A 14273-nucleotide genomic window follows, 5' to 3' on the forward strand; every position below is an offset into this window, starting at 1 on the left:
TTTTTCCCGCCTCCGGCAAAGTGGCACGGTCCTTGTTTAAGAGATCATGAAGCCGGCCCGACCCAGGGCGGCTGTCACGGCGCGAAAGCCCCTGACAGCCCCCGCCCCGGGCCCGGTGGCCAAGCCGCGCAACGGGCGCGGCGAACGAGGGGAAACGGGAAACGAGCATGAAAATCGTGATGGCCATCATCAAGCCGTTCAAGCTCGACGAGGTGCGCGACGCCCTCACGAGCATCGGCGTTCACGGACTTACTGTCACTGAAGTCAAAGGCTACGGCCGCCAGAAAGGTCACACCGAGATCTATCGCGGCGCCGAGTATGCCGTGAACTTCCTGCCCAAGCTGAAGATCGAGGTCGCCGTATCGGGCGAAACCGCAGACCGGGTCGTGGAAGCAATCACCACCGCTGCCAAGACCGGCCAGATCGGCGACGGCAAGATCTTTGTCTATTCCATCGAACAGGCGGTCCGCATTCGCACAGGCGAGTCGGACACAGATGCGCTCTGACGTATGAGGGGTTGAGTAACATGAAGAAAATTCTCGCATACGGCGCCTGCGCGCTGGCTGTCCTCGGAGCGACCATCGATCCGTCCCTCGCCCAGGACCAGACTGCTGCGGCAACAGAAGCCGCACCGGAATTCGCCAAGGCAGCTGACGTTGCCTATATCTTCAACACCTTGTTGTTCCTCATCGGCGGCTTCCTCGTCATGTTTATGGCGGCCGGCTTTGCCATGCTCGAGGCGGGCCTGGTCCGCTCGAAAAACGTGTCGATGCAGTGCCTGAAGAACATCGCCCTCTACTCGGTGGCGGGCCTGATGTTCTGGATCACCGGCTACAGCCTGATGTACTCGGGCGTCGACGGCGGCTTCATGGGCTCCTTCGGTCCCTACGCCTTCGATCCGGTCGGCGGCAACAATCTCGACACCGGATATTCGACCGCGTCAGACTGGTTCTTCCAGATGGTGTTCTGCGCCACGACCGCCTCGATCGTCTCCGGCACACTGGCCGAACGCATCAAGCTGTGGCCGTTCATGCTGTTCACGGTTCTCCTGACCGGCATCCTGTATCCGATTGCCGGCTCCTGGGTCTGGGGCGGCGGCTGGCTGAAAGGCATGGGTTTCTCGGACTTCGCCGGCTCGACCCTGGTTCACTCGGTCGGCGGCTGGGCCGCACTTGCCGGTGCCCTGATCCTGGGCGCACGCAAGGGCAAGTACACGGCAACCGGGCAGGTTATCCCGATGCCGGGCTCGTCGATCCCGCTCGCGACACTCGGCACCTTCATCCTGTGGCTCGGCTGGTTCGGCTTCAATGGCGCATCGCAGCTCGCCATGGGCACGATCAATGACGTTTCCGACATCTCCCGCATCTTCGCCAACACCAACATGGCGGCGGCAGCCGGCGTCGTTGTCGCGATGGCGCTGACGCAGGTCCTCTACAAGAAGGTCGACGTGACCATGGCCCTGAACGGCGCTCTTGCCGGCCTGGTCTCCATCACGGCCGAACCGCTCGCCCCCAGCGTCTGGCAGGCCGTGTTCATCGGCGGCGTCGGCGGTGCAATTGTTGTCTTTGCCGTTCCGCTGCTCGACAAGCTGAAAATCGACGATGTGGTCGGTGCAATCCCGGTTCACCTGCTCTGCGGCATCTGGGGCACGCTGATCGTTCCGCTGTCCAATGACGGCACGTCCTACGGCACCCAGTTCATCGGCATCCTTGCCTATGGCGTCTTCATCTTCGTTGCCTCGGCCATCCTGTGGACCATCCTCAAGTCCACGATCGGGATCCGCGTCAGCCCCGAAGAAGAAGCCCTCGGCCTCGACAAGGTGGAAATCGGCGTCGAAGCCTATCCGGAGTTCGGCCAGGGTTCCGCCCGGATGTAATCCAGACCTCCCAAGCGAATGGTCGTACTCGGCCACACCTTTGAAGCCCGGGGTTCGCCCCGGGCTTTTTTTGTCGGCAGCAAAGCTCGACCTCGACCTCGGCATCCGGCCAAGCGATGCGCCGAGCCGGCGCCGGAGAGCCGAGGTAAAATATTTCAATGAGTTGTCACCCGAGAGGCTTTGGCTCTCCGGTCCCGGGTCTTCGCTTCGCTGCGCCCGGGATGACGATTGTGGGTGTGTCCGCAGTCTGGACCCGGGGATTGCTCCAGGCTTTTCGAGGCGGCAAAGCTTGGACCATGCGTGATCAGCGAAAAGCCGCAGCGGGACGGCTCTGCATCACACGTTCAAAGCACCACGATTCCGGAGTGCTTGGCCTTGTGTTCCGGTTCAACATGGATGGTGACGCGGGCGCCGGGAAGAGCTTCCGCGATGGCCTGCTCGATCCGGTCGCAAATGTCATGCGCTGCAACGACGGTCATCTCGCCGGGAACCACCAGATGGAAATCAACGAAGGTGAGCTTTCCGGCAAGGCGTGTGCGCATGTCATGCGCTTCGATTGCGCCGACGCCATGCTCGGAAATCAGGCCGCGCAACTTCTCCTGAACATCGCCAGAGGCCGCCTCGTCCATCAACCCGCTGACAGACTCCTTCATCAAGATCCAGCCCGACCACAGGACATTCAGACCGACGAGACCGGCCAGCAGGGCATCGAACTGCTGCCATCCGGTCAGCCAGACCAGCCCGACGCCAACGAGGACAGCAACCGAGGTCGCGACATCGGTAAAAAGATGGCGGCCATCCGCAGCCAAAGCAGGTGAGCTATGGGCGCGGCCGAATCGCACGAGATAGAACGCCCAGCCGGCATTGATCACGCTGGCCAACGCGTTCATGCCAAGACCTTGCCAGGTGTAATCGGCCGGGACCGGGGCCTGCAGCCCGCGCCAGGCCGCCTCGAAGATCGACAGCGCAGCAAGCACGATCATCACGCCCACCAGAACGGCCGCGAAATACTCGGCCTTGTCATGGCCATAGGGGTGATTGGAATCCGCCGGCTTGGAGGCGAACCAGACCGCAACCAGCGCCGCGACGGATGAGGCGACGTTGACGATCGATTCAAGCGCATCCGAATAAAGGGCGATGGATCCAGTCAGGGCGTAGGCGAAATATTTCAACCCCAGTACGCCGAGACCGATCAGGACACTGCCCAGGGCAATGCGTACACGCAGGCTCATGGGTCCCCCTTGCAAGGCTCGCGAACAGGCCGGCAGGGACAGGCGCGGCCCGGCCGGGGTGCCTTCCGGCGGGGACAGGCCTAGCAGCTTTCAATGAAGAAACAAGAAGCGGGTGGCACTCAGCCGGATTACATCCCGTTATCCCACAGCATACCGGCCGCGCCGATGATCCTGCCGGGGCCATCTTCGCCGGTCAGCTGGATAAGGACGACGCATTTCTCGCCGCCGGTTTTCTTCAGCTCGACGCGCGGCATGCGGAAGGTTTCGCTGCCACCGGACCACATGCCAACCGTCTGCTGGCGCCGGACGACATTCGCATAAGTGATGGTGCGGCCGCTGTTTTCGCCGCGCTCCACCGTAATTTCCTCGCGCGGGCTGACCTGCAGGATCGACACAGACGCCATGCGCGCCCCTTTCGGCAGCAGACCCGCCACGGAGACTTCAAGCGCATCTGGGGTGTAGCGAAGGGTCACGTCTGCGGTCAGCGGATCCGCGCGCTCCAGCGCATCGGCCAGGGCCTTGCTGTTCGAGCCGACCACGTGCTGCTCGCCATTGACGACAATCTGCGGGGTGTAGACAGAACGGTCGCCGCGCCGGGCGGCATAGGCGCGCTGGCGCTCGGAATTCCCTGGCGAGGCGAGCGTGTCCTTCCAGCCAAGGTAATCCCAATAGTCAACCGGCAGGGTGAGCGCGAGCACATCGGGGTCTGACGCCAGGCCGGTGACGATCTCGTCGGCCGGCGGGCAGGAGGAACAGCCCTGGCTGGTGAACAGTTCGATGACGCGGGTGGGGCCAGCAAGCGCTGATCCGGGGAGAAGAGCGACGGCAAGCGCTGCAAGGACCAGACCGAGGCTCGCGCAGCGGACAGGTCGATGCCGGCTGCGCACCGATGCGGCGCGGGTGGCAAGCCGTTGCCAGCATCCCGGTTGTGCAGCTGAATTCATGTCCGAACCACCCACTGATATGCCCTGTCCCTGCCGGCACGATACGCCGACCTGACATCCTGTCCAGTCACGAGCGGGTGAGACATTTCACCGGTTTGTGTGATCCGGAACCCGGACCAGCACACCGGGTCAGGTTCGCGGCAGGCCCAGCACCCGCTCGAGCTGCGGCAGGAAGACATCCCGGTAACTCTCCGGCGTCAGCGGGCCAATATACTTGAACCGGATCACTCCGGCCGCATCGATGATGTAGGTTTCCGGCACCCCGTAGACACCCCACTCGATGGCCGCACGGCCCGTGTCATCGGCGCCGATCCGGTCAAAGGGATTGCCGAGGCTGCCGAGAAAGCGGCGGGCGTTTTCCGGCTTGTCCTTGTAGTTGATGGCGAACAGGCGGACGCGATCATCCTGGCCGAGTTGCTCCAGCAGCGGATGCTCCTGGCGGCAGGGCACGCACCAGGAGGCAAAGACATTGACCACGGTGACGCCGCCGGTCAGATCCGCGCCGGAAAAGCCGGGGATCTGCTGACCGTCCCGCATCAGGCCTTCGACCGGGCCGAGCGCCATCGTAGGAGCCGGCTTGTCGAGCAGGGCCGAGGGAATGGTCGAGGGATCGCGGCCAAGGACGAGCTGGAACAGGAACAGACCCGCCAGCGCCAGAAACACGACCAGCGGCAACAGGGCGAACAGCGGCAGACGGCGGCGCGGGCCGGCCGGCGGCGTCTCTGCATCCGGGGCCGGGACGCTCATGCCTGTGTCCTTGTGCCGGAACGCCGGCCGATGCCCTGGGCCTCCAGATCGCGCAGCGCCGCCTCCTGACGGGCGCGGTCGATGCGGACCCAGGCAATGAGACCGATCACGACGGCCAGACAGATGCCATAGGACCACAGGATGAAGGCCGCATGCGGGCCAAGATCGAGAAATTCGAGAAGGGCCATGGGTTTACTCCGCAGCGGCAGATCGGACGGATGCCGTCGCCGTAGCCGGCCGGAGGGCAGCGGCACGCTGGCGCAGGGCCATCACCCGGCGGCGCAGGATCTCGTTCTGCATCGCCATCAGGTGCAGGACGAAGAACAGCAGCGTGAAGGCCAGGGCCATCACCAGCAGCGGCCACAGGATATCCGGGTGAATGGTCGGGCCATCCATGCGCATGACGCTGGCAGGCTGATGCAGCGTGTTCCACCAGTCGACGGAAAACTTGATGATCGGCAGGTTCAGCGCACCGACCAGGGTCAGGACAGCGGCTGCCTTGCCGGCCTTGATCGGGTCTTCCATCGTGCGCCACAGGGCCATCAGGCCCAGATACATGATGAACAGAACCAGCACCGAGGTCAGGCGGGCGTCCCATACCCAATACGTGCCCCACATCGGCTTGCCCCACAGGGAGCCGGTGATCAGCGACATAAAGGTGAAGGCAGCTCCGAGCGGCGCTGCGGCCTTGGCCGAGACATCAGCCAGCGGATGTTTCCAGACCAGCGTGCCAAGTGAGGACAGGGCCATGATCGAGTAGCACATCATCGCCAGCCAGGCGGCCGGCACATGGATATACATGATCCGCACGGTGTCGCCCTGCTGGTAGTCCTCCGGTGCCACGAAAAAGGCCATGTAGAGCCCAACGGCAAAGGCAAGGACGCAAAGCCCCGTCAGCCAGGGCAGAAGCGCGCGGCTGAGAGACAGGAAACGGGTCGGGTTCGCCAGATCGATGAGTGCCATGTAACCGTTCTAAACCGGAAGCCAGCTTGCGTCCATTGGCGCAAGCTTCACTTCATTGCGCAGGCGATGTAGGCGCGCCTTGTCCTGAATCAATCACGCGGCCCCGTCAATCAGCGGAAAAGCGCAGTGCAGCGGCTGCGGCAACCGGTCCCACCACGGCGGAAATCAGGCTGAGGGCACACAGGATCAGGAATGGCGTCATGAAGGGCATCGGCTCGCTGATGGCGGCATCGGCGGCGCTGACCCCGAAGATCAGCACCGGAATGGCCAGGGGCACGACGAGGACGGCCAGCAGCAAACCGCCACGCCGCAGCGAAACGGTCAGGGCCGCACCAATCGCGCCGATCAGCGTCAGCGCCGGCGTGCCGACGAGCAGCGTCAGCGTCACGGCACCGATGGCCACCGGCTCAAGGTTCAGGAACACGGCGAGCACGGGAGCTGCCAGCACCAGCGGCACGCCGGTCGCCACCCAGTGGGCGAGGCACTTGGCCAGCACCACCAGTTCCATCGGCCGCCCTGCCATCAGGACGAGATCAAGCGAGCCGTCGTCCCGGTCGGCCTGAAACAACCGGTCGAGACCCAGCAGCGTCGACAGCAGCGCACCGATCCACAGGATCGCCGGGCCGACGCGGGACAGGAGATTGAGATCCGGTCCCATGCCGAAAGGCACGACCGTGACGACTGCGAGAAAGAACAGGACGCCGATCAGAGCACCGCCGCCGACCCGAAGCGCCAGCCGCAGTTCACGGGCAACGAGGGCGGAAAACCAGCCACTCATGCCGGCTCCCCCTCTGTGTCCTCATGTGCGTCCGGTATCACGGAGGCCGAAAGATGCAGCGTCGTCGCGGGAGACAGCGCCAGCCTTGAATGCGTGGCCGTGATGATCAGCCCGCCGTCGGCAAGGTGTCCATTCATGAAGCCGAGCAACTGCGCCTCCGACGCCGTATCCAGCGCTGACGTCGGCTCATCCATCAGCCAGATCGGGCGCGGCGAGACGAACAGCCGGGCCAGCGCCAGCCGCCGTGTCTGTCCGGCGGAGAGATAGGCGGCCGGAAGGTTCACCGTGTGGCCAATCCCGAGGCGGTCGAGAATTTCTCGCGACGACAGGACCGTGCCCGCAAATCCCTGTGGCCGCGCCGGTGCGGTGAAGTCGCGCCAGAATTCGAGGTTTTCCATGACGGTCAGCGCCCGTTTGACCGCGCTGTCATGGCCGAAATAGTGGGCATGCTCGGCAACACTGCGCTCGGGCTCACCGCCCTCCAGCGTCAGCTGGCCTTCACCCGGCGGGACAAGACCTGCCAGCGTGCGCAGCAGCGTCGACTTGCCAACGCCATTTGCGCCCGTGATCACCAGCGCATGGCCGGCGGTCAAGGAGAACCCCAGCCCGGTAAAGACACGTCGTCCGCCCCGGTCGACAGCAAGATGTTCAGCGATCAGCTTCAGGGGACGGCTCCGCAGGTTGGTTCCGTCCTTGTTAGGGTGGGCTCCGGAGGATGGCAAGCAGCGAGTATTGCGTAGAGGGGAAGGGCGGCCCGAGTTCAGTCGCTCACCCGACTGCCATGCCCGTTTCTTAAACAAGGCCTCTCCGCCCCTCTCCCCCTCATGGGGAGGGGTGGGGGGGCACGGTGGCCGTTTGATCGCAAAGTGCGTGAAACACGCCCAGTCAGGAACGCAGGTTACCTGGATTGCAGTCTGTTCCCCCCACCCCCAACCCCTCCCCACGAGGGGGAGGGGGGCTGAGAGGCAGAGCCGAAAGCCAGCCATATGCATCCCCAAAGCACTTGCGGCCGCCCGGGTGGGCGGCCGCAATCTGGGTCAGACTGTCAGTCCGCTCAGAACTGGATCGAGCGGGCTGTCGCCATCTTTTCGAGCGGCGGGGAGAACTTGGTCAGGTCGATGCCTTCCACCGCTGCCTTGTACTCATCAATGTTCGGGGTGCGCCCGAGGATCGCGGCAAGGACAACGACCGGGGTCGAGGCAAGGAGGGATTCGCCCTTCTTCTCGGACGAGTCTTCCACGACGCGGCCCTGGAACAGGCGGGTCGAGGTGGCCAGAACGGTGTCGCCCTTGGCCGCCTTTTCCTGGTTGCCCATGCAGAGGTTGCAGCCCGGACGCTCGAGATACAGGATGTTCTCGTACTCGGTGCGGGCCTTGCTCTTGGGTGCGCTGTCGTCGAACTCAAAGCCGGAGTACTTCTGCAGCACATCCCAATCGCCCTCGGCCTTCAGCTCGTCGATGATGTTGTAGGTCGGCGCTGCCACCACCAGCGGGGCCTTGAACTCGACCTTGCCATTGGCCTTTTCGAGGTTCTTCAGCATCTGGGCGACGATCTTCATGTCGCCCTTGTGCACCATGCAGGAGCCGACGAAGCCGAGGTCGACCTTCTTCTCGCCGCCGTAGTAGGACACCGGACGGATCGTGTCGTGGGTGTAGCGCTTGGACACATCCGGGTTGTTGACGTCCGGGTCGGCGATCATCGGCTCGTCGATCTGGTCGAGATCGACGACGACTTCGGCGAAATACTTGGCGTTCTCGTCCGGAGCCAGCGCCGGCTTCTCGCCGGAACGGATCTCGGCAATGCGCCGGTCTGCCTTGGCAATCAGGCCCTTCAGCACGCCGGCGTCATTGTCCATGCCCTTGTCGATCATCACCTGGATGCGCGACTTGGCCAGTTCCAGCGAGCCGATCAGGGTGGCATCATCGGAGATGCAGATGGAGGCCTTGGCCTTCATCTCGGCAGACCAGTCGGTGAAGGTGAAGGCCTGGTCGGCGAGCAGCGTCCCGATATGCACTTCGATGACGCGGCCCTGGAAGACGTTGTCGCCGAACTGCTTCAGCATCTGCGCCTGGGTTGCATGCACCACGTCGCGGAAGTCGACGTGGTCCTTCATGGTTCCCTTGAACACCACCTTGACCGAGTCCGGGATCTGCATGGTGGCTTCACCGGTCGCAAGGGCCAGGGCCACGGTGCCGGAATCCGCACCGAAAGCCACGCCCTTGGACATGCGGGTGTGCGAATCGCCGCCGATGATGATGTCCCAGTCATCCACGGTGATGTCGTTCAGCACCTTGTGGATCACGTCGGTCATGGCGTGATAGTCGCCCTTGGGGTCACGCGCGGTGATCAGGCCGAACTTGTTCATGAAGCTCATCAGTTTCGGGATGTTGGCCTGCGCCTTCAGATCCCAGACCGAGGCCGTGTGGCAGCCGGACTGATAGGCGCCGTCAACCAGCGGCGAAATGACCGTTGCGGCCATCGCTTCCAGTTCCTGCGCCGTCATCAGGCCGGTGGTGTCCTGCGACCCGACGATGTTGACGCGCACGCGGGCGTCAGAGCCAGCATGAAGCACCTTGCCCGGCGCCACGCCGACCGCATTGCGATTGAAGATCTTCTCGACGGCGGTCAGGCCCTGGTCCGGATGGGAGACTTCCTTGGCGGGCGAGAACACGACCGGCGCCTCGATGCCCAGCGTCTCGGCCGCAAATGTCTGCAGCTTCTTGCCGAAGACGATGGCATAGGAGCCACCGGCGCGCATGGATTCCACCTTCTGCGGCCGGAATGAAGCTGCAACGTCAGCCAGTTCCTCGCTGCCGTCTTCGCTGAGAAGCTTCTTCGTCTTGGTGTTGATCTTCAGCACCGTGCCGGTGTCGACCGAGTATTTTTGCACCAGGATCGGGTTGCCGGCGTTGTCGATGATCGGATTGCCGTTCTCGTCCAGCTTCTTGACCCAGTTCTTCAGGTCGATGCCGATGCCGCCGGTCACGTCAACGGTGGTCAGGAAGATCGGCGAGATACCGTTGGTGCCGGCCACGATCGGAGCGATGTTGACGAAGGGAACATAGGGGCTGGCCGGCTTGCCGGTCCAAAGCGCCACGTTGTTGACGCCGGACATGCGCGAGGAGCCGACGCCCATGGTGCCCTTTTCGGCGATCATCATGACGCGCTTGTCGGGATGCTGCGCCTGCAACGCGCGGATTTCAGCCTGCGCGGCCTCCGAGATCATACACTTGCCATGCAGCTCGCGGTCCGAGCGCGAATGCGCCTGGTTGCCCGGCGACAGGAGGTCGGTGGAAATGTCACCTTCTGCGGCAACATAGGTGACGACCTTGATTTCATCCTCGACAGGCGGGAGCTTGGTGAAGAACTCGGCCTTGGCGTAGCTTTCCAGGATGTCGCGGGCGACCGGGTTGCCGGCCTCGAAAGCGACCTTCAGACGGTCGGTGTCAGCGGCATACAGATACACCTGGGTCTTCAGAACCTCGGCAGCATCACGGGCGATGGAGATATCCTCACCAAAGGCCAGGTCGAGCAGGACCTTGATCGACGGGCCACCCTTCATGTGCGACAGCAGCTCGAAGGCGAACGCGCGGGAGATTTCCGCAACCGTTTCGGTGCCGAGGACGATCTCCTTGAGGAACTGCGCCTTCTCGCCAGCCGCCGTCGTGGTGCCGGGAATGGTGTTGTAGATGAAGAACTTGAGGCAATCGGCGCGGTGTTCGCTGCCGAGGTCCTTGATGTGAGCGATCACTTCGCTGAGCAGCGCCGCATCCTCAATCGGCTTGGGATGCAGGCCCTGGCCCTTACGGGCTTCGATTTCTTTCAGATAGTCTTGATAGAGGCTCATGATGGTCCTGGAGTCCTTGTTCTTGTTAAGGCCCGCCTTGCGGAGCACCATTCGGACAGGCGCGCCGGGACAAGCGTGTTGGATGCGATTTTACGACCGTATACAATCGTATGCAATATGGTTTCGACCGTTCGCCGATGATCCTGCCTGATTGCGTCGTTTGCGTGTGAAACCTGTTTGTCCCGTCAAGATCAGCCCTAAATATCTGAACAAAGCGTGACGCTGGTGCGTCGCCGGCCCAGGGCGCAGAAATTGGCTGCGGCAGGGGTCCGACTCGCGGCGACGCCGGAAATTCGCTATAGGAACAACAACGCGCTTCTGTGTCCCGCTGCTCGCCCAAAGTGCATCAGCCAGGACGCGGCGGCAGCACGCGCAAGGCCCGACAAGAGGCCGAACGACCCGGCAAAAGCCGGGAAACCAGAGATCTTTGGTCCCCGGGCAGCCACACTCCCGACGCTGTGCCGGACGCAAGAGGAGAGCGCACGTCGTGACCCAGTCCCTCGACAGCTTCAAGTGCAAGAAGACCCTTGCGGTCAATGGCAAGACCTACACCTACTTCTCGATCCCCGAGGCCGAGAAGAACGGCCTTGCCGGCGTCTCGCGCCTGCCTGCCTCGCTCAAGGTGGTGCTGGAAAACCTGCTGCGCTTCGAAGACGGCCGGACGGTGAAAAGGCAAGACATTCTGGCTTGCGCTGAATGGCTGAAGACCCGCACGTCCGAGCACGAGATTTCCTATCGTCCGGCGCGTGTGCTGATGCAGGACTTCACCGGCGTTCCGGCCGTTGTGGATCTCGCCGCCATGCGCGATGCAGCCGTGAAGCTCGGCGGCGACCCGAAGAAGGTGAACCCGCTGGTGCCCGTCGATCTCGTCATCGACCACTCGGTGATGATCGACTATTTCGGCACGCGTGATGCCTTCACCCGCAATGTCGAGCTGGAGTACCAGCGCAACGGCGAGCGCTATGAGTTCCTGCGCTGGGGCCAGTCCGCCTTCGACAATTTCCGCGCCGTGCCGCCCGGCACCGGCATCTGCCATCAGGTCAACCTAGAATACCTGGCCCAGACCGTCTGGACCAAAGAGGAGGGCGGCGAAACCATCGCCTATCCCGACACGCTGGTCGGCACCGATTCGCACACCACGATGGTCAATGGCCTCGCCGTTCTTGGCTGGGGCGTCGGCGGCATCGAAGCGGAAGCCGCCATGCTTGGCCAGCCCATCTCGATGCTGATCCCGGAAGTCGTCGGCTTCAAGCTGACGGGCAAGCTGAACGAGGGCATCACCGCCACGGACCTGGTGCTGCGCGTCACCGAAATGCTGCGCAAGAAGGGCGTGGTCGGCAAGTTCGTCGAGTTCTTCGGCCCCGGCCTCGACAGTCTCAGCCTGGAAGACGCGGCCACCATCGCCAACATGGCGCCGGAATATGGCGCGACCTGCGGCTTCTTCCCCGTGGACCGGGAGACCCTTGGCTATCTGAAGGCGACCGGCCGCGATCCGCAGCGCGTTGCCCTGGTCGAAGTTTATTCGAAGGCGCAGGGCATGTTCCGCGACGCCGCCACGCCGGAGCCGGTGTTCACCGACACGCTGGAACTGGATATTTCTACCGTCGTCCCGGCGCTGTCCGGCCCGAAGCGGCCGCAGGACCGGGTCAATCTGGATGCGGTTGCAGCCGGTTTTGCCAAGACCATGGCGGACGAGTTCAAGAAGGCGGAGGAAATGGGCCGGCGCGTCGCCGTCGAGGGCCGGACGCATGACCTTGGCCATGGCGACGTCGTCATCGCCGCCATCACCTCCTGCACCAACACCTCCAACCCGAGCGTGCTGATCGGCGCGGGGCTCGTGGCGCGCAATGCCCGCCGCAAGGGCCTCACCGTGAAGCCCTGGGTGAAGACCTCGCTGGCACCGGGCTCCCAGGTGGTGACGGACTACCTCGCCAAGGCCGGCCTGCAGGAGGATCTCGATGCGCTGGGCTTCAACCTCGCCGGCTATGGCTGCACCACCTGCATCGGCAACTCGGGTCCGCTGGCGCCGGAACTGTCGAAGGCCGTCTCCGACAATGACCTCGTCGTCGCCGCCGTTCTCTCCGGCAACCGCAACTTCGAGGGCCGCGTGAACCCGGATGTGCGCGCCAATTACCTGGCCTCGCCGCCGCTGGTGGTGGCCTATGCCATTGCCGGCAGCATGACCATCAACGTCGCCACCGATCCGCTCGGCACGGATCAGGACGGCAACCCGGTCTATCTGAAGGACATCTGGCCAACGACCGGGGAGATCACCCAGCTGATCCGGACCTCGATCACCGATGACATGTTCCGCTCGCGCTATTCGGACGTGTTCAAGGGCGATGCCCATTGGCAGGCGATCAAGGTCGAAGGCGGCATGACCTACAAGTGGCCGGTTGCCTCCACCTATGTGGCCAATCCGCCCTATTTCGAGGGCATGACCATGGAGCCGAAGCCGCTGACCGACATCGAGAACGCGGCTGTTATGGGCCTGTTCCTCGATTCGATCACCACCGACCATATCTCGCCGGCCGGCAACATCAAGGCGAGCAGCCCGGCCGGCACCTATCTAGCCGAACACCAGGTGGCGGTGGCCGATTTCAACAGCTACGGCGCCCGCCGCGGCAACCATGAAGTCATGATGCGCGGTACATTCGCCAACATCCGCATCAAGAACCAGATGGTGCCGGGCGTCGAAGGCGGCGTCACCATGAAGGACGGCCAGCAGAAGTGGATCTATGACGCCTGCATGGAATACCAGGCCGAGGGCACGCCGCTGGTGATCTTCGCCGGCAAAGAATATGGCACCGGCTCCTCGCGCGACTGGGCGGCCAAGGGCACCAACCTTCTTGGTGTCCGCGCGGTCATCGCCCAGTCCTTCGAGCGCATCCACCGCTCCAACCTGGTCGGCATGGGCGTCATCCCGTTGACCTTCAAGGAGGGCGAGAGCTGGCAGTCGCACGGAATCACCGGCACGGAGCGCGTGACCATCAGGGGCATCGCCGACATCACGCCGCGCCAGATGATGGCTGTCGACGTCACCCGCGAAGATAGCACGTCCTTCGTCATCGAATGCCTCTGCCGGGTCGATACGCTGGACGAGCTGGAATACATCCGCGCCGGCGGCATCCTCCACTACGTCCTGCGCAACCTCGTCCGCAGCTGATGCGCAAGGCGGATAACAACGATAAAGGCCGCCTCGGAAGGGGCGGCCTTTTTCACAGTCTGTGGGCTTGCCGGAGCAACAGGCGAGGTCAGGCCCAGGGGCGGGACTGGGCGGCCTTGGCTTCGAAACTGTCGATCGAGGCGGCCTTTTCCATGGTCAGGCCGATGTCGTCGAGGCCGTTCATCAGGCAGTGCTTGCGGAACGGGTCGATCTCGAAACGGATCGTGCCGCCGTCCGGGCCCTTGATCTCCTGGGCTTCGAGGTCGACCGTCATGGTGGAGTTGGCGCCGCGCGAGGCGTCGTCGAGGAGCTTGTCGTGCTCCTCCTTGCTGACGACGACCGGCAGGATGCCGTTCTTGAAGCAGTTGTTGTAGAAGATGTCGGCGAAGGACGTGGAGATCACGCAGCGGATGCCGAAATCGAGCAGCGCCCAGGGGGCATGTTCACGCGAGGAGCCGCAGCCGAAATTGTCACCGGCCACGAGAATGCTGGCGCCCTTGTAGGCCGGCTTGTTCAGGACAAAATCGGCATTGTCCGAACCATCCTCGTTGTAGCGCATCTCGGAGAACAGCGCGGTGCCGAGGCCGGTGCGCTTGATCGTCTTCAGATACTGCTTCGGGATGATCATATCGGTGTCGATGTTGATGATCGGCAGCGGCGCAGCAACGCCGGTGAGCGTGGTGAACTTCAGCAAGGCGGTTACTCCAAGGTCTCTGGTCT

12 protein-coding genes are annotated in these 14273 nt (G+C 63.4%); 3 read left to right on the top strand and 9 right to left on the bottom strand.

The features are described 5' to 3' along the window. Nucleotides 1-167: 167 nt before the first annotated feature. Nucleotides 168-506 (top strand): P-II family nitrogen regulator, encoded by a 339-nt coding sequence (locus ACTIFE_RS18685; RefSeq protein WP_439530652.1) that lies wholly within the window; start codon nucleotides 168-170, stop codon nucleotides 504-506. Nucleotides 507-526: 20 nt separating this feature from the next. Then, nucleotides 527-1876, top strand: a complete 1350-nt coding sequence (locus tag ACTIFE_RS18690) for an ammonium transporter (RefSeq protein ID WP_439530653.1) — start codon at nucleotides 527-529, stop codon at nucleotides 1874-1876. A 344-nt stretch (nucleotides 1877-2220) separates the two neighbouring features. Here ACTIFE_RS18690 and ACTIFE_RS18695 read toward each other — a convergent pair whose 3' ends face one another. The 8 genes from ACTIFE_RS18695 to ACTIFE_RS18730 all read right to left on the bottom strand — a co-directional run bounded on the left by ACTIFE_RS18695 (nucleotide 2221) and on the right by ACTIFE_RS18730 (nucleotide 10387). Next, nucleotides 2221-3108 carry a cation diffusion facilitator family transporter gene (locus tag ACTIFE_RS18695; protein ID WP_439530654.1) on the bottom strand — a complete coding sequence of 296 codons (888 nt, stop codon included), beginning with the start codon at nucleotides 3106-3108 and terminating at the stop codon, nucleotides 2221-2223. 128 nt (nucleotides 3109-3236) lie between these two features. After that, entirely contained in the window at nucleotides 3237-4052 is an 816-nt protein-coding gene (locus ACTIFE_RS18700) for a DUF1223 domain-containing protein (RefSeq protein ID WP_439530655.1), read from the bottom strand. Nucleotides 4053-4181: 129 nt separating this feature from the next. Further along, nucleotides 4182-4799, bottom strand: a complete 618-nt coding sequence (locus tag ACTIFE_RS18705) for a DsbE family thiol:disulfide interchange protein (protein WP_439530656.1) — start codon at nucleotides 4797-4799, stop codon at nucleotides 4182-4184. Beyond that, a complete protein-coding gene (gene ccmD, locus ACTIFE_RS18710; RefSeq protein WP_439530657.1) occupies nucleotides 4796-4987 on the bottom strand; it encodes a heme exporter protein CcmD in 192 nt (63 codons plus the stop codon). Before ccmD ends, ACTIFE_RS18705 begins: the two co-directional genes overlap by 4 nt. 4 nt (nucleotides 4988-4991) lie before the next feature. Beyond that, entirely contained in the window at nucleotides 4992-5762 is a 771-nt protein-coding gene (locus ACTIFE_RS18715) for a heme ABC transporter permease (RefSeq protein ID WP_439530658.1), read from the bottom strand. Between the two features lie 106 nt (nucleotides 5763-5868). Beyond that, on the bottom strand, nucleotides 5869-6540 hold the full coding sequence (gene ccmB, locus ACTIFE_RS18720; RefSeq protein ID WP_439530659.1) for a heme exporter protein CcmB: 672 nt from the start codon (nucleotides 6538-6540) through the stop codon (nucleotides 5869-5871). Beyond that, the gene (gene ccmA, locus ACTIFE_RS18725; protein ID WP_439530680.1) at nucleotides 6537-7205 is read right to left on the bottom strand and encodes a heme ABC exporter ATP-binding protein CcmA; all 669 of its coding nucleotides are present in this window, start codon (nucleotides 7203-7205) and stop codon (nucleotides 6537-6539) included. The genes ccmB and ccmA overlap by 4 nt, the downstream gene beginning before the upstream one ends. 389 nt (nucleotides 7206-7594) lie before the next feature. Continuing rightward, nucleotides 7595-10387 (bottom strand): bifunctional aconitate hydratase 2/2-methylisocitrate dehydratase, encoded by a 2793-nt coding sequence (locus ACTIFE_RS18730; protein WP_439530660.1) that lies wholly within the window; start codon nucleotides 10385-10387, stop codon nucleotides 7595-7597. 487 nt (nucleotides 10388-10874) lie between these two features. Between ACTIFE_RS18730 and acnA the strand changes: the two genes are divergently transcribed. Then, complete coding sequence (gene acnA, locus ACTIFE_RS18735; RefSeq protein ID WP_439530661.1) at nucleotides 10875-13553, top strand: aconitate hydratase AcnA; 2679 nt, start codon at nucleotides 10875-10877, stop codon at nucleotides 13551-13553. Between the two features lie 88 nt (nucleotides 13554-13641). Here the strand turns inward: acnA and leuD are convergent, their stop codons facing one another. Then, nucleotides 13642-14247: a 3-isopropylmalate dehydratase small subunit gene (gene leuD / locus ACTIFE_RS18740; RefSeq protein WP_439530662.1), complete on the bottom strand. Its 606-nt coding sequence runs from the start codon at nucleotides 14245-14247 to the stop codon at nucleotides 13642-13644. Nucleotides 14248-14273: the final 26 nt, after the last annotated feature.

The sequence above is a fragment of the Pannonibacter sp. genome (genome assembly GCF_051860505.1).
Lineage (GTDB): Bacteria > Pseudomonadota > Alphaproteobacteria > Rhizobiales > Stappiaceae > Pannonibacter.

Coding starts and splice junctions, on each gene's coding strand:
- ACTIFE_RS18690 (WP_439530653.1), top strand. CDS start 527: ATGAAGAAAATTCTCGCATACGGCGCCTGCGCGCTGGCTGTCCTCGGA.
- ACTIFE_RS18715 (WP_439530658.1), bottom strand. CDS start 5,762: ATGGCACTCATCGATCTGGCGAACCCGACCCGTTTCCTGTCTCTCAGC.
- ACTIFE_RS18700 (WP_439530655.1), bottom strand. CDS start 4,052: ATGAATTCAGCTGCACAACCGGGATGCTGGCAACGGCTTGCCACCCGC.
- ACTIFE_RS18705 (WP_439530656.1), bottom strand. CDS start 4,799: ATGAGCGTCCCGGCCCCGGATGCAGAGACGCCGCCGGCCGGCCCGCGC.
- ACTIFE_RS18685 (WP_439530652.1), top strand. CDS start 168: ATGAAAATCGTGATGGCCATCATCAAGCCGTTCAAGCTCGACGAGGTG.
- ACTIFE_RS18730 (WP_439530660.1), bottom strand. CDS start 10,387: ATGAGCCTCTATCAAGACTATCTGAAAGAAATCGAAGCCCGTAAGGGC.
- ACTIFE_RS18695 (WP_439530654.1), bottom strand. CDS start 3,108: ATGAGCCTGCGTGTACGCATTGCCCTGGGCAGTGTCCTGATCGGTCTC.
- ccmB (WP_439530659.1), bottom strand. CDS start 6,540: ATGAGTGGCTGGTTTTCCGCCCTCGTTGCCCGTGAACTGCGGCTGGCG.
- ccmD (WP_439530657.1), bottom strand. CDS start 4,987: ATGGCCCTTCTCGAATTTCTCGATCTTGGCCCGCATGCGGCCTTCATC.